At 71.5% G+C, this 17,235-nt stretch carries 18 protein-coding genes; 6 read left to right on the plus strand and 12 right to left on the minus strand.

Annotated features, from left to right (window positions below):
• Positions 1–20: 20 nt before the first annotated feature.
• From EL493_RS13390 to EL493_RS13410, 5 genes are all read right to left on the minus strand, one after another.
• Positions 21–476: a hypothetical protein gene (locus EL493_RS13390; protein WP_126405697.1), complete on the minus strand. Its 456-nt coding sequence runs from the start codon at positions 474–476 to the stop codon at positions 21–23.
• A gap of 59 nt (positions 477–535) precedes the next feature.
• Positions 536–1,957 (minus strand): WGR domain-containing protein, encoded by a 1,422-nt coding sequence (locus EL493_RS13395; RefSeq protein ID WP_019046089.1) that lies wholly within the window; start codon positions 1,955–1,957, stop codon positions 536–538.
• An 88-nt stretch (positions 1,958–2,045) separates the two neighbouring features.
• Positions 2,046–2,492 carry a hypothetical protein gene (locus EL493_RS13400; RefSeq protein WP_019046088.1) on the minus strand — a complete coding sequence of 149 codons (447 nt, stop codon included), beginning with the start codon at positions 2,490–2,492 and terminating at the stop codon, positions 2,046–2,048.
• A gap of 50 nt (positions 2,493–2,542) precedes the next feature.
• Positions 2,543–3,865, minus strand: a complete 1,323-nt coding sequence (locus EL493_RS13405; RefSeq protein WP_022565424.1) for a cryptochrome/photolyase family protein — start codon at positions 3,863–3,865, stop codon at positions 2,543–2,545.
• The gene (locus EL493_RS13410; protein WP_019046086.1) at positions 3,862–4,467 is read right to left on the minus strand and encodes a lipocalin family protein; all 606 of its coding nucleotides are present in this window, start codon (positions 4,465–4,467) and stop codon (positions 3,862–3,864) included. Before EL493_RS13410 ends, EL493_RS13405 begins: the two co-directional genes overlap by 4 nt.
• Before the next feature lie 78 nt (positions 4,468–4,545).
• Here EL493_RS13410 and EL493_RS13415 point away from each other — a divergent pair, with 78 nt between their 5' ends.
• The 5 genes from EL493_RS13415 (at position 4,546) to EL493_RS13435 (ending at position 9,155) form a co-directional block, all read left to right on the plus strand.
• Positions 4,546–4,926 carry a hypothetical protein gene (locus EL493_RS13415; protein WP_019046085.1) on the plus strand — a complete coding sequence of 127 codons (381 nt, stop codon included), beginning with the start codon at positions 4,546–4,548 and terminating at the stop codon, positions 4,924–4,926.
• Between the two features lie 35 nt (positions 4,927–4,961).
• Positions 4,962–5,801, plus strand: coding sequence for a MerR family transcriptional regulator (locus EL493_RS13420; RefSeq protein WP_019046084.1), 840 nt, complete (start codon positions 4,962–4,964; stop codon positions 5,799–5,801).
• Between the two features lie 83 nt (positions 5,802–5,884).
• On the plus strand, positions 5,885–7,198 hold the full coding sequence (locus tag EL493_RS13425) for an NAD(P)/FAD-dependent oxidoreductase (RefSeq protein ID WP_022565423.1): 1,314 nt from the start codon (positions 5,885–5,887) through the stop codon (positions 7,196–7,198).
• Complete coding sequence (locus tag EL493_RS13430; RefSeq protein WP_019046082.1) at positions 7,195–7,917, plus strand: DUF1365 domain-containing protein; 723 nt, start codon at positions 7,195–7,197, stop codon at positions 7,915–7,917. Before EL493_RS13425 ends, EL493_RS13430 begins: the two co-directional genes overlap by 4 nt.
• Positions 7,914–9,155, plus strand: coding sequence for an SAM-dependent methyltransferase (locus EL493_RS13435; protein ID WP_022565422.1), 1,242 nt, complete (start codon positions 7,914–7,916; stop codon positions 9,153–9,155). Before EL493_RS13430 ends, EL493_RS13435 begins: the two co-directional genes overlap by 4 nt.
• Before the next feature lie 7 nt (positions 9,156–9,162).
• On the opposite strand, the gene EL493_RS13440 is transcribed toward EL493_RS13435, so the two are convergent.
• Positions 9,163–10,506 carry a TIGR01777 family oxidoreductase gene (locus EL493_RS13440; RefSeq protein ID WP_019046080.1) on the minus strand — a complete coding sequence of 448 codons (1,344 nt, stop codon included), beginning with the start codon at positions 10,504–10,506 and terminating at the stop codon, positions 9,163–9,165.
• A 71-nt stretch (positions 10,507–10,577) separates the two neighbouring features.
• On the opposite strand from EL493_RS13440, the gene EL493_RS13445 reads away from it, so the two are divergent.
• On the plus strand, positions 10,578–11,567 hold the full coding sequence (locus tag EL493_RS13445; RefSeq protein WP_019046079.1) for an SDR family NAD(P)-dependent oxidoreductase: 990 nt from the start codon (positions 10,578–10,580) through the stop codon (positions 11,565–11,567).
• Between the two features lie 51 nt (positions 11,568–11,618).
• On the opposite strand, the gene ppnP is transcribed toward EL493_RS13445, so the two are convergent.
• The 6 genes from ppnP to sucB form a co-directional block, all read right to left on the minus strand.
• Positions 11,619–11,930 carry a pyrimidine/purine nucleoside phosphorylase gene (ppnP, locus tag EL493_RS13450; protein ID WP_019046078.1) on the minus strand — a complete coding sequence of 104 codons (312 nt, stop codon included), beginning with the start codon at positions 11,928–11,930 and terminating at the stop codon, positions 11,619–11,621.
• Between the two features lie 73 nt (positions 11,931–12,003).
• Positions 12,004–13,026 carry a lipoyl synthase gene (lipA, locus tag EL493_RS13455; protein WP_019046077.1) on the minus strand — a complete coding sequence of 341 codons (1,023 nt, stop codon included), beginning with the start codon at positions 13,024–13,026 and terminating at the stop codon, positions 12,004–12,006.
• On the minus strand, positions 13,023–13,772 hold the full coding sequence (lipB, locus tag EL493_RS13460; RefSeq protein WP_019046076.1) for a lipoyl(octanoyl) transferase LipB: 750 nt from the start codon (positions 13,770–13,772) through the stop codon (positions 13,023–13,025). Before lipB ends, lipA begins: the two co-directional genes overlap by 4 nt.
• Before the next feature lie 97 nt (positions 13,773–13,869).
• On the minus strand, positions 13,870–14,373 hold the full coding sequence (locus EL493_RS13465; protein ID WP_019046075.1) for a GNAT family N-acetyltransferase: 504 nt from the start codon (positions 14,371–14,373) through the stop codon (positions 13,870–13,872).
• Positions 14,373–15,278: a TIGR01777 family oxidoreductase gene (locus EL493_RS13470; protein WP_019046074.1), complete on the minus strand. Its 906-nt coding sequence runs from the start codon at positions 15,276–15,278 to the stop codon at positions 14,373–14,375. The genes EL493_RS13465 and EL493_RS13470 overlap by 1 nt, the downstream gene beginning before the upstream one ends.
• Before the next feature lie 17 nt (positions 15,279–15,295).
• Positions 15,296–17,056 (minus strand): 2-oxoglutarate dehydrogenase, E2 component, dihydrolipoamide succinyltransferase, encoded by a 1,761-nt coding sequence (gene sucB / locus EL493_RS13475; protein ID WP_030203999.1) that lies wholly within the window; start codon positions 17,054–17,056, stop codon positions 15,296–15,298.
• Positions 17,057–17,235: the final 179 nt, after the last annotated feature.

Genomic DNA, 17,235 nt, shown 5'->3' on the forward strand with positions numbered 1-17,235 from the left:
GGTCTGAGATTGGTGACTTGTCACGGAGAGGGGATTACCGCCAGAGCCTGAATGCGCGACCGAGAGAAGCCGGTTCCGCAGGTGGGGCATTCGTTGATCAGGCGGTGTGCCGACAGGTTGTTGCCGAAGAAGGGGACACCCGCGTCGGGATAGACCGCGCGGAGTCGGACGCCACAGACGTGGCAGGTCAGCGTGTGGACTTCGCCGAGCACCACGCCTGTCATCTCGTCGAGGGTCAGATCTGCCGATTCGGTGAACGCGGGCAGTGACCGGTTGGCTGGCCATACGGCGGTGACGGGTGCAGGCGGATGTTGGTGAAAGGTGAGGAGGGCCGAAAGAAATCGTTCGTCCATAAGGCTGAGCGCGGCGGCAGTGTGTTGCAGAAGCGCTGGAACTGAGAAGCCCGGTGCGAATATTTCCAGCTCGCCCCAGGGCAGGACGACTCGTCGGCTAGTTCGAGATTCCTGGTCCGCCACGGTCGATGATTATTCTCGCCGGAACCCGCGTGGGCAGGACGCGGGTTCCGGCGGCGAAGTCAGTTGAGGCGGCGGATGTCGCCGCGGACTCGGTAGAAGCCGCCGCGGGCGGATTCGGTGACGGCGTCGACGACGTAGCGGGTGCCCGGCTGGCGGATGTCGCGGGGGAATTGGACGTTCCAGGAGCGGTCGTAGCCGGGGGAGACGACGTGGACGCGCAGGGAGCCGCCGTGTTCGACGCATTCGACGACGATGCCGTTGCCCGCGTCGGTGGTGACCTCGACGGTGCTGGAGACGGCGACGGCGGAGATCTCGGGTGCTTTGACCGAGACGGTGCTGGGGAGCACGCCCTGGTCGGCGTCGCGGATGGCGGCTTCGCTCACGTCGAGGCAGGCCAGGGCGCCGGAGGTGGTGACGAGGTAGAGCTTCTCGTCGTGGTACTGCATGGAGTAGGCCGAGCCGCAGCCGGTGGCCAGTTTCCACAGGCGGGCGCCAGTGGCGTCGAAGCAGTAGACCGAAGAGTGCGAGTCGCCGGCGAAGACGTAGCGGCCGTCGGGGGAGGCGGCGCAGGAGAAGACGGCGGCGTCGCACTGGTAGGCGCGGGTGGTGGTGCCCTGCTTGGTGATCTCCTCGACACGGTTGGCGGCGGTGCCCGCGTAGACGTCGGAGGTTTCCTGCCAGCCGAACAGGACCGAGCCGCGAGTCGGCGAATGCCATTGGGTGGCACCGGTTTCCAGGGTGTACTTGGTGACGCCGGCGCTGTGGCCGTGGTAGACGCCGGTGGAGTCGAGGCGGACCATCCAGCCGGAGTTGCCCGTGCTGCGCGCCGACCACAGGGATTCCTCCTCGTGGTCGATGACGGTCAGGCCGCCCGCGGCGTCGGAGGCGGCGAGGATGCCGTCGTGGATGTCGAGCCAGTAGACGTCGGTGGCCGAGACGTCGTAGGCGGCGCGCGGTACCTTGCCGGACAGGTCGTAGACGCGGCCGTCGTCGCAGCCGGCGTAGATCCAGAAGTCGTCGGCCACCAGGCATTTCACGCCGTCCGGCAGCTGGTAGCGGTTGGTCACCTCGCCGCCGGGGGTGAGGGTGTAGACCTCGCCGCTCTCGTTGCCGACCCAGCAGCGCTGGTCGTCGACGAAGATGCCGAACGCGGCGGCGCCGGAATCGAAACGCCACAGCACCGGGGCGCTCTTGGCGGTGGAGCGCTGGCTGGTGATGACGCGGCGGGTCACCGAGCGACGCTCCCGGGCGCCCATCACCGCGGGTGCGTAGCCCTTGCGAACCTTCTCGCCGATCTTCTTCTGCGCGGCCGCCTTCGCCTTGTCGGCGGTGGCGAACGCGCTGGCCTTGGACTGGCCCTGCTCACCGATCCGGCCGTAGCGGATGTTCACCTGGGTACCGGTGACGATCACCTCGTAGAACTTGTGCGAGGAACCGGTGTCGTCGGACAGTTCCAGGTAGGTGGTTTCGGCGGTCGTCATGGATCCTCGCTGAGCTCGTGCGTCTTTCGAACGAGCGAAAAGTAGCAAGGCACACCGACATCGGCGGCTCGTGCGACCTTGTCGCAGGTCAGCGTGGGCCTCGTGTCGTCGCTCCGCCGAAGCACGCGGCGAGCTTGGCGACCGAGTCGGGCGACAACGGGCGCAAACCCTTCTGGAGGTCGGTGTTCTGGATGCCGAACCGAACCCCTCGTCGATTGTCGGGGAACCGATCCGGGATGGCTTTGCGCAGTTCACGGTTCAAGGCGAACGGAACAACGTAGGTGTAGATCTCGGGGTCGGGCCACGGTGCGTTCACTGCCGGTCGAGCCCGGTCCGTCGCTGTGATCATGGCGAGCAGACCCGAACCCGGACGCTGACCACCGCCTCGCCAGACGAAGATGGTGTCGCCGTCGCGCACCTGTGCGGCGCTGCGAATGGCAGACGGGCTGGACCTGACGCCGATCAGGCCGGAGGACTTGCAGATGGCCCAGTTGGCCGAATCTTCATAGCGCAGACTGAAAACGAACGCGGGCATATGAGCAGATGCTAGTGCCCGCGGTCACAAGTGGCGGTGGTACTTACGGGTCACATCCCCGGGACGTCGAGGAGGGGTGGGGGGTAGGTGGAGTGGGGGGTGTCGGTGCGCCAGGGGCGGTGGATGGTGGGGCCCTCCAGGTGGGCCAGTTCGGGGAGCCAGTGGCGGGTGTAGGTGCCGTCGGGGTCGTAGCGGTCGGCTTGGCGGAGGGGGTTGAGGGTGCGGTTGGGGCGGGTGTCGGTGCCGGTGCCCGCGGCCCATTGCCAGTTGAGCTGGTTGTTGGCGACGTCGGCGTCGACGAGCCAGTGCAGGAAGTGGGCGGCACCGATACGCCAGTCCAGGCGCAGGGATTTGGCGAAGAAGGAGGCGGTGATCAGGCGGGCGCGGCCGGGGAGCCAGCCGTCGGTGACGAGCTGGCGCATGGCGGCGTCGATGAGGGGGTAGCCGGTGCGGCCTTCCTTCCAGGCCGCGACGGCGTCGGGGTCGTCGCGGACGGCGAAGGGGCCGGGACGGTAGCTGGTCCAGGCGGTGTCGGGGCGGGCCGACAGGAGCTGGTGATGGAAGTCGCGCCAGGCCAGCTGACGGGCGAAGGCGTGACCGCCCTCGGTGGACAGGTCGGTCCGGTGCACGATCTCGACCGGGGACAGGCAGCCGAAGTGCAGGTGGGGTGACAGGTGGGAGGTGGCGTCGGCGGCGAGGTCGTCGTTGCGGGCGGCGTACTCGTCGATCGGACCGGCCAGCCATTTGCGCAGCAGGACCCGGCCGCTGATCTCGCCGCCCCGCGGGCAGTTCGGGGACGGGTCGCCGGAGGACAGGCCGGCGGCGGTGGGCAGCGGATCGCTCGCCACGTCGGGGACCGACAGGGTGCGCGGTGAGCCGAGCGGGCGGCGCTGGTGGGCGTCGATCCAGCGGCGGAAATACGGGGTGAACACGGCGTAGTGATCGCGGCCGGTCGCCGGGGTGAGGACGGCGGGGTCGGCGGCGGTGACGACGGCGCTGTGGGTACGCACGGCGCAGCCGGTGTCGGCGAGGCGGTCGCGCAGGGCGGCTGCGCGGCGGGCGGCGAAGGCGCTGACGTCGTCGGCGAGATGCACGGCGTGGGCGCCGGTTTCGTCGACGACGCGGGCGACCTGGTCGGCCAGGTCGCCGTGGCGCACCACCAGGCGGGCGCGGATGCCGCGCAGCCGCTCGTCGAGTTCGGCCAGGGCGGCGGCGAGGAAGACCGCGCGATTGGGCGGGCAGTGGTCGGGGACGATGCGTTCGTCGACGACGAACAGCGGGACCACGGCGTCGGCGTCGTGGTGCGCGGCCGTGAGGACCGGGTTGTCGGCGATCCGCAGGTCCCGGGTGAACAGGGCGATCGCGGTGGTCATCGGGCGCACAGCGGGATCATGTCGGAGCGCCCGCCCGCGGTGGGAGTGGTCAGGTAGACGCAGGTGTTCTGGCCGGCGGCGACGATGGCGGCGTCGATGTCGGTCCAGGTGGCGGCGTCGACGGCGGGGGTGCGGGACAGGACGAAGCCGGACAGGCGGCTGGGGTCGGTGACGACCGCCCAGGAGTAGTCCGGGCCCAGCGCGGTGACGATGTAGTTCGGGGCGCCGGTGCGCTGATCCTGGCCGGGCACGCTCGGGAAGGAGACGTGCAGCTGCGCGTTGGTGACGGGATCGGTCACCGTGGCGGTGCCGCGGATCTCGTCGGTGCCACCGGACCAGGTGCGGCAGCGGTTGTACACGCCGACGTCGCCCGCCGGGTCGAGGGTGTAGGTGGCGGTGGTGTCACCGGCGCAGTTGAGGCTGAACGGGGCGGGGACGGCGGCGAGCTGGTGCCAGACGCCGAGATAGCGGGCGAGTTCGAGCGACGGCACCGGCGCGGGCGGCGCCGCGGAGGCGGCGGCCGGGAACAGGGCGGCGCCGGCCGCGGCCGCGCAGGCGGCCAGCGACAGACGGAGCGGAACGGAGGAACGGGCGATGCGCACGAGAACTCCTCGGGTCGGTGATACTGACAGGCTACCACTCAACGATGCATAATTGATGCACCGGACGAGAGGATTCCCATGAAGCGACAGTGGCCGTTCCGACTGCTGGGCCTGGCGACGGCCGGATACGGCGTCACCGTGGCCGCCCGGCCCGAGATCCTGCTGCGGCCGTGCGGATTCGACGGCGAACGGCCGGACGCCCGGGCGGTGGCGCGCATGGTCGGATGCCGGGACGCGATCTCCGGCGCCGCCATGCTGCTGGCGCCGGACGCCAGGACCGGCCGGGTCACGGCCGGTATCCGCCTCGCCGCCGACCTCACCGACGCGCTGGTGCTCGGCGCGGCCGTCGACCCGGCCAAACGCCGCACCGCGATCGCGATTCCGCTGGTCTGGTCCCTGCTGGGCGCGGGAAGCACGGCCCTCGCGTGGCCGCGCCGACCCGCCGACGCACGGCCGTGACGCGGGGGCGCGGGGGCATCGGTCAGAATGGAACGATGCCCGCCGGTACCGCCCCTGTCTCCGACGCGGCCGGATACACGGTGCGCGCGGTGGCCGATCGACTCGGTATTCCGACGGCGACCCTGCGCAGCTGGAATCGCCGCTACGCCATCGGTCCCGCGCAGGACCGTCCGGGCAGGCATCGCCTCTACACCGAAGCCGACATTTTGCTGCTGGAACGCATGGTCGCGCTGATCCGCGACGGCGCGAGCCCGGCCGGTGCGGCGGCCGCCGCGCGCGGACCCGCGGTGCGGGCCGGTGACCGCGACGACCTGCTGACCGCGGCCTTCGCGCTGGATTCGGCGACCGCGGTCGCCCTGATCGAGGCGCACGTGCACACCTATGGCGTGGTCCGCACCTGGGACGAGCTGTGCAGGCCCGCCTTCGCCGACATCGTGGCACGCCAGGGTGTCGGGGAGAACTGCATCGATGTCGAGCACCTGCTGTCGTGGTCGATCGCGGCCGTGATGCAGCGGGTGCCCGCCGCGCCCGCCGGTGACCGGACCGTCGTGCTCGCCTGTACCGGGGGTGAAACCCATTCGCTGCCGGTGGAAGTGCTGCGCGCGGCGCTCGCCGAGCAGGGGATCGGCGCCCGGATGCTGGGGGCCGATGTGCCGACCGTCGCGCTGAGCGGTGCCCTGGCCCGGTCCGCGGGGCCGACGTCGCTGCTGCTGTGGTCGCAGCGGGAGTCCACCGCGCTCACATCGGCCGTGCTGGCCGGGGTGAACGCGGGCGCACGGGTGTTCGTCGGGGGCCCGGGCTGGGACGCGGTGCTGCTGCCCGCCGGCGTCGTCCGGATCGACTCGCTCGCCGGCGCGGTCGACGCTCTGCGCTGACGGTCGACTAGCCGCCGCACACCAAACGATGCATAATTGATTCACTTCGGGTGGATCGTCCATCCGCTGGCCGGAGGAATCGCATGAACGCATCGAACGGGTCCGGGCCGCGCCGGGTGGCGGTGATCGGCAGCGGGGTCGCCGGACTCACGGCCGCGTGGGTGCTCGCGCGCTCGGCCGAGGTGACGCTGTACGAGGCGCAGGGACGGCTCGGCGGACACGCCGACACCCACCGCGTCACCGCCGGGAACGGGGACACCCTCGGGGTGGACACCGGCTTCATCGTGCACAACGACCGCACGTATCCGACCCTGCTGCGGCTGTTCGGTGAGCTCGGGATCGCCACCGGCGAGACCGACATGAGCATGTCGGTGCGGTGCGACGGATGCGGGCTCGAATACGCCGGCGCGCGGGGCCTGCCCGGATTGTTCCCCCGGGCCGGGCACCTGACGCGCGGACGGTATCTGCGCCTGCTCGCCGAGGTGCCCCGATTCCATCGGCTGGCTCGCGCGGAACTCGCCGCGGACGCGCGGGCCGAACGCACGGTGGCCGAATTCCTGGCCGACGCCGGATTCTCCGACTACTTCCGCACCCACTTCCTGGTGCCGCTCATCTCGGCGGTCTGGTCCTGCGATCCGGGCTCCGCGCTGCGCTACCCGGCCCGGTATCTGTTCACCTTCCTCGAACACCACGGCATGCTCACGGTGTTCGGCTCACCCACCTGGCGGACGGTCACGGGGGGATCGGCCACCTATGTCGCCGCCGTGGCGGAGCGGTTGCACCGGGTGCGGGTGGCCGCGCCGGTCCGCGCGCTGCATCGGTATCCGGATCGGGTCACCGTGCGCACCGCCGACGACGCCGTCGACGACTTCGACGCCGCCGTGATCGCCACCCACCCGAACGAGGCGCTGGCCCTGCTCGCCGACCCCACCGCCGCCGAGCGGGACATCCTGGCGGCGATGCCGTACTCGGTGAATCACACGGTGCTGCACACGGATTCGCGCATCTTGCCGCGCGCCACCGCCGCCGGGGCGTCCTGGAACTACCGGCTGCCCGCCTGCGCCGCCGAACCGGACCGGGTGCTGGTGACCTACGACCTGACCCGGCTCCAGCGCCTCGGCGGCGACCGTCGTTTCCTGGTGACCCTGGGCGACGGCGACCGCGTCGACCCCGCTGCGGTCCTGGACACGATGACCTACGAGCACCCGCTCTACACCCCGGAATCGGTGGCCGCCCGCGCCCGCACCGGTGAACTGGGCTGCCCCCGAACCGCTTTCGCGGGCGCCTACCACGGCTGGGGCTTCCACGAAGACGGCGCGCTGTCGGGCCTGCGCGCCGCCGAGCGACTGGGCGCGCGCTGGACCGGACGCGTCCCCGACCTGGACCCCGTCTCGTGACCGCGCGACTGATCCGCACCGACATCCGCCACACCCGGCTGGCGCCGACGCACCACGCCTTCCGCTATCACGGGCACAGCTGGCTGGTCGACCTGGATCGGATGCCGCGCCTGCCACGGTGGTCGCGCCCGTTCGTGAGCTTCGACGCGGGCGATCATCTGGGCGAGCGCGGCGGTTCCCTGCGCGCCGCCGTCGACGCGTACCTGGCGAGCGAGGGCATCGACCTGCGCGGTGGGCGCGTGCTCATGCTGGCCGGGGCCCGGTCCTTCGGCTACGTGTTCGACCCGTTGACCCTGTACTGGTGCCGGGACCGCGACGGCGCCCCCGTGTGCGTGATCGCCGAGGTGCGCAACACCTACGGCGGCGTCCACCGGTATCTGCTGCACCCCGATGCCGACGGGTGCGCGCGGGTGGGCAAGGAGTTCTACGTCTCGCCGTTCAACCCGGTGGCGGGCGAGTACCGGCTGCGCGTGCCGGAACCCGACGACGTGCTGCGGGTGTCGATCACCCTCGGCACCGACCGGCCGATCTTCGTCGCCACCGTCACGGGCCGCTGCGTGCCCGCCACCCCCGGCGCGGTCCTGCGCGCCGTGCTGACCGATCCGTTCCCGTCGCTGCTCGTGGCCGCGCGCATCCGGTGGCAGGGCGTGCGGCTCTGGGCCCGGGGCCTGCCCGTGGTGCCGCGCCCGGTGACCGTGCCCGAGGAGGCAATCCGATGACCGTCGACACGACCGCGCACCCCGTCGCCCCGGCAGCGGATCGGTGGCCCGGGCTCGCGGTGCCGCGTGGCCCACGGGCGAGAGTGGCCGGAGCCGTGGTGGATTCGCTGGTACGGCGGCTGACCCGGCGGCTGCCGCTGGCCGTGGTCTACCCCGACGGCACCGTGGTCGGCGCGTCCGACGGGGTACCCCGGTTGGTGCTGCACCGGCCCGACGATTTCGCCGCGCGGGTCGGCGTCGCCGGGCTGATCGGTTTCGGTGAGTCCTATATGGCCGGGGACTGGGACGCGCCCGATCTCGTGGCGGTGCTGACGGTGCTGGCGGCCCACGTCGACGACCTGGTGCCGCGCCCGCTGGCCCGGCTGCGCCGCCTGCACGTGGCCGGACACCCTGCCGCCGAACGCAATTCCGAGGACAACACCCGCCGCAACATCGGCAGGCACTACGACCTGTCCAACGACTTCTTCGGCCTGTTCCTCGACGAGACCATGACCTACTCGGCCGCCCTGTTCACCGGTGCCGCCGACGATCTCGCCGAGGCGCAGCGCGCGAAGATCGACCGGCTGCTCGACCGCGCGGACGTGCGCTCCGGCACCCGGCTGCTCGAAATCGGCACCGGCTGGGGCGAACTCGCGGTGCGCGCGGCCGCCAGGGGCGCCACGGTGCACACCGTGACGCTGTCCACCGAACAGCAGTCGGCGGCCCTGGCTCGGGTCGCGGCGGCGGGGCTCGCCGATCGGGTGCGGGTCGAGTTGCTCGACTACCGGCGGGTCACCGGCAGCTATGACGCGGTGGTGTCGGTGGAGATGATCGAGGCCGTCGGCTACGACTATCTCGACACCTATTTCGCGACCATCGACCGGGTGCTCGCGCCCGGCGGGCGGGCCGCGATCCAGGCCATCACCATGCCGCACGAGCGCATGCTCGCCACCCGGCACACCTACACGTGGATCCAGAAGTACATCTTCCCCGGCGGGTTCCTGCCGTCGGTGCGCGCGCTCGGGGAATCCGCCGCGCGCACGGAACTGCGTGTCCGCGAGGAATTCTCGATGGGCCCGCAGTACGCGCGCACCCTGCGGATGTGGCGCGAGCGGTTCGAGGCCGCGCGCTTCGAGGTGGGCGCGCTCGGCTTCGACGAGACCTTCGTGCGGATGTGGCGGCTGTATCTGGCCTACTCGGAGGCGGGCTTCCGGTCGGGGTACCTCGACGTCGGGCAGTTCGTGCTCGCCCGGGACTGACCCGGCCTCAGCGGCCGAACAGGTGGCGCAGGGCGTGATCCAGCTCGGGCGCGCGGAACTGATGTCCGGCGTCGGCCAACCGCAACGGTGACACCCGCTGGCTGGCTTCGGCCAGCTCGCGGGCGCCCTGGCGGCCCAGCAGCAGGGCCGGGCCGAACGACGGGACGGGGAGCAGGGCGGGTCGATGCAGCACGTGCGCGAGTACCTCGGTGTAGACGCTGTTGCGGACGGGTTCCGGGGCCACCGCGTTCACCGGGCCGGCGAGCGACTCGTCCCAGAGGGCACGGTGATAGATGTCGAGCAGGTCGTCGAGGCCGATCCAGGACAGCCACTGGGTGCCGTCGCCGATGCGGCCGCCCAGCCCCGCGGCGAACAGCGGGCGAAGCATCCGGAGGGTGCCGCCCTCCGGTGACTGGACGATGCCGGTGCGCACCCGTACCACCCGGACGCCCTCGGCCACGGCGGGCTCGCTCGCGGCTTCCCACGCGGTCACCACGTCGGCCAGGAAGCCGTCGCCGGGATCGGCGGTCTCGGTGAGGATCTCGTCGCCCCGGTCGTAGCCGTAGTAGCCGATGGCCGAGGCGCTGACGAAGGTGCCGACACCGCAGCGGGCGGCGGTCTCGGCCAGGGCCCGGGTGGGCTCGATGCGGCTGTCGGCGATCGCGCGGCGATGCTCGTCGGTGAAGCGGCCCGCGATCGACGCGCCGGCCAGATGCACCACCGCGTCGACCCCGGTCAGCAGGTCGGGCGCGGGATCGGCGGGATCCCAGCGGCGCTCGGCCGGACCGGTCGGCGCGTGCCGCACCAGCCGGACCACCTCGTGACCGCCGGTCGACAGGAACGCGCACAGCGCCGTCCCGACCAGCCCGGACGCGCCGGTGACCGCGATGGTGCGGCCGGTGAAACCCTGGGCGGTGGCGCGGCGGTGGGCGGCCAGGTCGTCGGTGAGCTGGCGCGAGCGGTAGTCGAACATCGGGCGCAAGACGCGGGCGGGCAGCGGGGTGTCGACGCGGTCGATCACCCGGGTGTGGTCGTCGTCGACCGCCTGGAACTCGTGGGTGTGGCGCCAGGGCAGCAGCCGGCCGACGGGAGCGGACGCGAGCCCGTCCACGGCGACGGCGTCGGCGAACCGGCGCGGTGGGTCGTAGGCGGCCGGATCGTGCCGGGCGACCCAGCGCAGGCCGCCCGGCAGGCCGAGGACGGCCGCGCCCCGGGCGAGGTCGCCGGCCTCGGCGAGGAGCCGGACGGGCTGCCACGGCGGCGCCAGCCGGGTGAACGCACCGGGCCGCGCGAACCAGGCGAAGACCTCGTCGCGCGGAGCCGGGACAACCGTCGAACAGTCGATGCCCATACCTCGACTGTAGCCCCCTTTCGCGCCATATTGAAACGTTTGTGCATCGTTTCTGGCGGTACTCTGGAGAGGTGACCGCTTCTGACCGGAATAACGATGCGAAATTCGAGCCGTCGCTCGGCGATGCGTTCCTCGATCGGACCGTGGTGCCGGGGTACAGCCGCCTCGGGATCGCCGTGCGTCGTCGCTCCTGGCCCGACGACGATCCGGCACCGGGGTCGATGCGCGGGCGGCGCGCCGTGATCACCGGCGCCAACAGCGGGATCGGGTTCGCCGTCGCCGACGGGCTGGCCGGGCTCGGCGCCACGGTCGTGCTCGCGGTCCGCAATGCCGGGCGCGGCGCGGACGCGGCGGACCGATTGCGTGAACGGCATCCCGACGCCCCGGTGACGGTGGTCGGATGCGATGTCGCCGAACCGGATTCGGTGCGGCGCTGTGCCGCCGAGCTCGGTGAGACGCCGATCGATGTCCTCGTGCACAACGCGGGGGTGCTGTCGCCGGAACGCCGGGAGACCGGTACCGGCCACGAACTCACCTTCGCCACCCATGTGCTCGGTCCGCTGCTGCTGACCGAGCTGGTGCGGCCGCTGCTCGCGGCGGCGCGCGGAGCCAGGGTGGTGCTGATGTCCTCGGGCGGAATGTACGCCCAGCCGCTGGTCGTCGACGATCCCGAGTACCGGCGTGGTGAGTACCGGGGAGCGGCCGCGTACGCGCGCACGAAACGGATGCAGGTCGCGCTGACCCCCTTGCTGGCGGCGGAGCTGGGCGAGGACCACATCGGCGTGCACGCCGTGCACCCCGGCTGGGTCGACACTCCCGGCATCGCCGATGCCCTGCCCCGGTTCCGCGGGCTGACCCGGCCGTTGCTGCGCACCCCCGCCGAGGGCGCGGACACGGCGGTGTGGCTCGCCGCCACCCGGAACACGCTGCCGTCCGGCCGTTTCTGGCACGACCGCAAGATCCGTCCGGAGCACCTGCGGCCCGGCACCCGGTACACCGAGGCCGACGTCACCACTCTGTGGCGCGAATGCCGTGCCCTGATCGGCGTCCCCGACCAGTAGACGGCGAAGGGCGGCGGCTCCGCCGGAACCACCGCCCTTGCGCGACGACGATCAGCCGAAGTGGCAGACGTAGTGCAGGGTTTCGACGACCTCGATGTCGAAGGCGCTGTTGCCGGGCACCGAGAACGACTCGCCGCCACGGAAGACCGTCGGCTCGGACTCGCCGGGCAGGGTCACCTTCGCCTCGCCCTCGATGAGCTCCATGATCTCCGGCGCGCCGGTGGTGAAGGTCAGGGTGGCGGGCAGGATCACGCCGACGGACTTCGAGGTGCCGTCGGGCAGCTCGATGTTGTGGCTGACGCATTTACCGTCGAAATAGACGTTGGCCTTCTTCACGACGGAGACGTTTTCGAACTTCGACATGGGTCCTTCCGGGGGTGAGGGGACCCTTAGTCTACTGACGGGCCAGAGCTCACCGAGCCCTGGCCCGGCCAGGTCAGCTGCCGTAGCGGGCCAGCACCGAGCTGGCTTCCTGGGAGGCGGTGCCCTCCTGCGCGAGATGGGCCATCGCCTCGGGAATCTCGCGGCCGTGATGGGCCATGGCCTGCGCGTAGAGGCGGCCCGCGCGGTAGGACGAGCGGACCAGCGGGCCCGCCATCACACCGGCGAAACCGAGCTCCTCGGCCACCTTGGAGTGCTCGACGAACTCCTCCGGCTTCACCCAGCGGTCCACCGGGTGATGCCGCGGCGACGGGCGCAGGTACTGGGTGATGGTGAGGATGTCGCACCCGGCTTCGTACAGGTCACGCATCGCCTCGGTGACTTCCTCGGGGGTCTCGCCCATGCCCAGGATGAGGTTGGACTTGGTGACCAGACCGGCCTCGCGGGCCGCGGTGATCACCGCCAGCGAGCGCTCGTAGCGGAAGGCCGGGCGGATGCGCTTGAAGATGCGCGGCACCGTCTCCAGGTTGTGCGCCAGCACCTCAGGGCGGGTCGAGAAGACCTCGGCGAGCTGATCGGGGTCGGCGTTGAAGTCCGGGATGAGCAGCTCGACGCCGGTGCCGGGGTTGAGCGCCTTGATGGCGCGCACGGTCTCGGCGTAGAGCCAGGCGCCGCCGTCGTCGAGGTCGTCGCGGGCGACGCCGGTGATGGTGGAGTAGCGCAGGCCCATGGCCTGGACGCTCTCGGCGACGCGGCGGGGCTCGTCGCGGTCGAGGGCGGCGGGCTTGCCGGTATCGATCTGGCAGAAGTCGCAGCGGCGGGTGCACTGCTCACCGCCGATGAGGAAGGTGGCCTCGCGGTCCTCCCAGCATTCGAAGATGTTGGGGCAGCCGGCTTCCTCACAGACCGTGTGCAGGCCTTCGCGTTTCACCAGGCCCTTGAGCTCGGTGTACTCCGGGCCCATGGTGGCGCGGGTGCGAATCCACTTGGGTTTGCGCTCGATCGGGGTCTCCGCGTTGCGCGCTTCGATGCGCAGCAGCTTGCGTCCGGCGGGGGCAGAGGCGTCTACGGAGGTCACTGGACCGACTCTACGCTCGGGGCGACGGCGGTCGCGGCGCTGGTGGTGCGATCAATGTCATGGGGCCGAACGGGAATTTCGCCGTCGAGCGCGGCAACGATCGCGGCGGCGACGAGCGGCTTGAGCTCGGCGACGGTGACCTCGCGGCCCAGTTCGCGGCTCAGCGTGGTGACACCGGCGTCCTTGATGCCGCACGGCACGATCGCCTGGAAACCGTCGAGCGCGGAGTTGCAGTTCAGCGAGATGCCGTGCAGGGCGACGCCACGCTGCACGCGCACGCCGATCGCGGCGATCTTGCGTTCGGCGAACCACTCGGTGGCGGGTAGCCACACGCCGGAGCGGCCGTCGACGCGCCCACATTCGATGCCGAGGCCGGAGACCACCTGGATCAGGGCTTCCTCCAGGCGCCGCACGTACTGCACGACGTCGACCGGCTCGGCCAGGCGCACGATCGGGTAGCCGACCAGCTGCCCGGGACCGTGCCAGGTGATCTTGCCGCCGCGGTCGACCTGCACCACCGGGCTGCCGTCGATCGGCAGGTCCTCGGCCTCGGTGCGGCGGCCCGCGGTGTAGACCGACGGATGCTCGAGCAGCAGCAGCCGGTCGGCGCCTTCGCCCGCGGCGCGTTCGTCGGCGATCTGCCGTTGCAGCTCCCAGGCGGCGTTGTATTCGATGAGTCCGAGATCCTCGACCACGATCGGGGTCGTATCGAATCGAGCGGACGCGGTGGGGCGCGTGTCGTTCACCCTCGTGACGTTACGCCCAGCCGAAACCGCCGCCAAGACCGGTCGGTGCGCGCGGAGCTGGTCGGACGTACGGTTCGCCGTGGGGTGTGCGGGACAGTCAGGGGGCGATGGGAAAGCTGCGCTGCATCAGCGTCAGGTCCATCCAGCGGCCGAACTTGTGGCCCACCTCGGGCAGTTCGCCGACGGTCCGGAAACCGAACCGCTCGTGCAGCGCGATGGAACCGGTGTTGCCCGATTCGATGGCCGCGATCATGGCGTGCACGCGGCCGGACTCGGTGGCGCGGGCGACGAGTTCGGTGAGCAGCGCGGTCGCCACGCCGCGGCGCTGGAAGCGGTCGTCGACATAGACGGAGTTCTCGACGGTGAAGCGGTAGCCGGTCTTGGGGCGCCACTGTCCGTAGGAGGCGTAACCGGCCACCTCGCCGTCGATCTCGGCGACCAGGATCGGCATGCCCGCGGCGGTGCGGTCGGCGAACCAGCTGAGGCGGTCGTCGAGCTCGACCTGGTCGGTGTCCCAGATCGCGGTGGACTCGGCGATATTGGTGTTGTGGATCGCCAGCACGGCGGGCAGATCGGCCTTGTCGGCGTCGCGGACGAACATCAGTGACCTCCGAGCGGACCGACCGCCGCGGCCAGCGCGGCGCCGATCGTGGGGTGCTGGAAGGTGTATCCGGCCTGCTCCAGCGCGGCGGGAATGGCGCGGGGGCCGTGCAGGATCGCCTCGTCGGCGAACTCGCCCACCAGCGCGCGCAGCGCGAAACCGGGGACGACGAACGGGGTGGGGCGGTGCAGTGCCCGCCCGAGCGCGCGGTTGAACTCGGCGTAGGTCACCGGCGCGGGGCCCGCGGAGTTGATCGGGCCGGAGATCTCGGGGTGGGTCAGCGCGAAGACGATGGCGCCGATCTCGTCGTCGAGCGACACCCACGGCGTGTACTGGCGGCCGGTGCCGAGCCTGCCGCCCAGCCCGAGCCAGTACAGCGGATGCAGCATGCTCAGCATGCCGCCGTTGCGGGCCAGCACCACGGCGCTGCGCACCAGCACGGTGCGCACGCCCGCGGCGCCGGCCGGTGCGGTCGCGGCTTCCCAGTCGCGGCACAGGGTCGCGAGGAAACCGGTTCCGGCGGGGGAGGTTTCGTCGACCACGGCATTGCCGGTGTCGCCGCCGTAGTAGTGCACGCCGCTGGCGTTGACCAGCGTCGGCACGCCCGCGGCGGCGACCGCCGTGGCCAGTACGTCGGTGGGGGTGATCCGGCTGTCGCGCAGCAACTGCTTGTAGCTGCCGTTCCAGCGGCGCGCGCCGATGCTCGCGCCGCACAGGTTCACCACCGCGTCGGCCCCGCGCAGCGCCCGCTCGTCGAGCTGGGCGCGCGCGGGATCCCACGCGTATTCGTCCGGGGCCGCGGGAGCGCGGCGCACCAATCGCGACACCTCGTGCCCGTCGCGGCGCAGAGCCGCGACGAGCGCCGTCCCGATCAACCCGGACGAACCGGCGATCACCACCTTCATACGGTCGAATTCCTCGACTACAGACCCAGATCCGCCTCGAACGCCGCCTCTTCCAGCCGGTGCCGGATGGTGGTGAGGAAGCGACCGGCGTCGGCGCCGTCGATGAGACGGTGATCGTAGGTCAGCGGCAGGTACACCATCGAGCGCACGCCGATGGACTCGCTACCGGCCTCGTCGGTCACCACCACCGGGCGCTTGACGATCGCGCCGGTGCCGAGCATGGCCGCCTGCGGCGGAACCAGGATCGGGGTGTCGAACAGCGCGCCCTCGGAGCCGATGTTGGTGATGGTGAAGGTGCCACCGGACAGCTCGTCCGGCTTCAGGCCGCCGGTGCGCGCGCGGTTGGCGATGTCGGCGATCGCGCGGGCCAGCCCGGCCAGCGACAGGTCGCTGGCGTTGTGGATGACCGGCGAGAGCAGACCCTGCTCGGTGTCGACCGCGATACCCAGGTGCACCGACGCGTGGTAGGTGATCTCCTTGGTGTCCTCGTTGTAGGAGGCGTTCACGTTCGGGTGCACACCGAGGGCCTCGACCACGGCCTTGGCGAAGAACGGCAGGTACGTCAGGTTGACGCCCTCACGCTCCTTGAACGAGGCCTTCGCGAGCTGACGCAGGTGCGCGATCTTGGTGACGTCGGCCTCGTGGACCTGGGTCAGCTGCGCGGTGGTCTGCAGCGATTCGCGCGTCTTGGTCGCGGTGATCTGCCGGATCCGGCTGGCCTTCTGCGTGGTGCCGACCAGACCGGCCAGCTTCGGTGCGGCGGACTGCTTGGCCGGTGCGGCGGGCGCGGGCGCGGCGGCGGCCGGAGCCGGTGCGGCGGCGGGCGCCTTCTTGGCCTCGGCGGCGGCGAGCACGTCCTGCTTGCGGATGCGGCCGCCCACACCGGAACCGGTGAGGGTCGACAGGTCGACGTTGTTCTCGTCGGCCAGCTTGCGCACCAGCGGGGTCACGTACGGCGAGCTGCCGTTGCCCGCGGCCGCCGGAGCGGGCGCGGCCTTGGCGGGCGCAGGCGCGGGGGCCGGAGCCGGCGCGGGGGCAGGCGCGGGAGCGGCGGCGGCCGGAGCAGGGGCGGGCGCGGGTGCCGGGGCCGGAGCGGGTTCCGGAGCAGGCGCGGGAGCCGGAGCAGGGGCCGGAGCGGCCGCGGGCGCACCGCTGCCGATCACACCCAGCTGACCACCCACGGCGACGATGTCGTCTTCCTGCGCGGAGATCTCCAGCAGGGTGCCGGCCACGGGCGAGGGGATCTCGGTGTCGACCTTGTCGGTGGACACCTCGAGCAGCGGCTCGTCGACGGCGACGGTGTCGCCCACGGCCTTCAGCCACCGGGTCACGGTGCCTTCGGTGACCGACTCGCCCAGCTCGGGCATCTTCACCGGGGTGCCGGAGGCGGCCTCGGCGGGCGCGGCGGCGGGCTCGGGCGCGGCGGCGGGAGCCTGCGCGGCGGGAGCCGGTGCGGCGGGCGCCGGTTCGGGTTCGGGGGCCGGGGCGGGCTCGGCGGGCGCGGCGGCGGGAGCAGGTGCGGAAGCGGCGGCGGCCTCGCCGGCCTCGCTGATCACGCCGAGCTCACCGCCGACCTCGACGATGTCGTCTTCCTGGGCGACGATCTTCGACAGCACACCGGCGGTGGGCGACGGGATCTCGGTGTCGACCTTGTCGGTGGAGACTTCGAGCAGCGGTTCGTCGACCTCGACCGTGTCTCCTTCCTGCTTCAGCCACCTGGTCACCGTTCCCTCGGTGACGCTCTCACCAAGAGCCGGCATCTGGACGGAGAAGGCCATGTCCTCTGTCTCCTCTGACTGTTAGACGGGTAATACAACAGTGCTTCGACCCCGGCAGACACCCGTCGCGGGTCGCGGCGCACGTCCACCCCGCCAGGCGGGCGGGGCGTCCGGGAATCGTTGGTTTCTTGTTCCGGCAACCATCCTTGCACTCGCCCGCCGACGACGTGGCGCTGGGC

It is taken from the genome of Nocardia asteroides, from assembly GCF_900637185.1.
Lineage (GTDB): Bacteria > Actinomycetota > Actinomycetes > Mycobacteriales > Mycobacteriaceae > Nocardia > Nocardia asteroides.

Excerpts from the sequence above, each read along its gene's own strand:
- EL493_RS13470 (WP_019046074.1), bottom strand. The coding sequence starts at position 15,278 with ATGAAGGTGGTGATCGCCGGTTCGTCCGGGTTGATCGGGACGGCGCTC.
- EL493_RS13415 (WP_019046085.1), top strand. The coding sequence starts at position 4,546 with ATGAAGCGACAGTGGCCGTTCCGACTGCTGGGCCTGGCGACGGCCGGA.
- EL493_RS13435 (WP_022565422.1), top strand. The coding sequence starts at position 7,914 with ATGACCGTCGACACGACCGCGCACCCCGTCGCCCCGGCAGCGGATCGG.
- EL493_RS13465 (WP_019046075.1), bottom strand. The coding sequence starts at position 14,373 with ATGTTCGTCCGCGACGCCGACAAGGCCGATCTGCCCGCCGTGCTGGCG.
- ppnP (WP_019046078.1), bottom strand. The coding sequence starts at position 11,930 with ATGTCGAAGTTCGAAAACGTCTCCGTCGTGAAGAAGGCCAACGTCTAT.
- EL493_RS13425 (WP_022565423.1), top strand. The coding sequence starts at position 5,885 with ATGAACGCATCGAACGGGTCCGGGCCGCGCCGGGTGGCGGTGATCGGC.
- sucB (WP_030203999.1), bottom strand. The coding sequence starts at position 17,056 with ATGGCCTTCTCCGTCCAGATGCCGGCTCTTGGTGAGAGCGTCACCGAG.
- EL493_RS13400 (WP_019046088.1), bottom strand. The coding sequence starts at position 2,492 with ATGCCCGCGTTCGTTTTCAGTCTGCGCTATGAAGATTCGGCCAACTGG.
- EL493_RS13395 (WP_019046089.1), bottom strand. The coding sequence starts at position 1,957 with ATGACGACCGCCGAAACCACCTACCTGGAACTGTCCGACGACACCGGT.
- EL493_RS13420 (WP_019046084.1), top strand. The coding sequence starts at position 4,962 with ATGCCCGCCGGTACCGCCCCTGTCTCCGACGCGGCCGGATACACGGTG.
- EL493_RS13440 (WP_019046080.1), bottom strand. The coding sequence starts at position 10,506 with ATGGGCATCGACTGTTCGACGGTTGTCCCGGCTCCGCGCGACGAGGTC.
- EL493_RS13405 (WP_022565424.1), bottom strand. The coding sequence starts at position 3,865 with ATGACCACCGCGATCGCCCTGTTCACCCGGGACCTGCGGATCGCCGAC.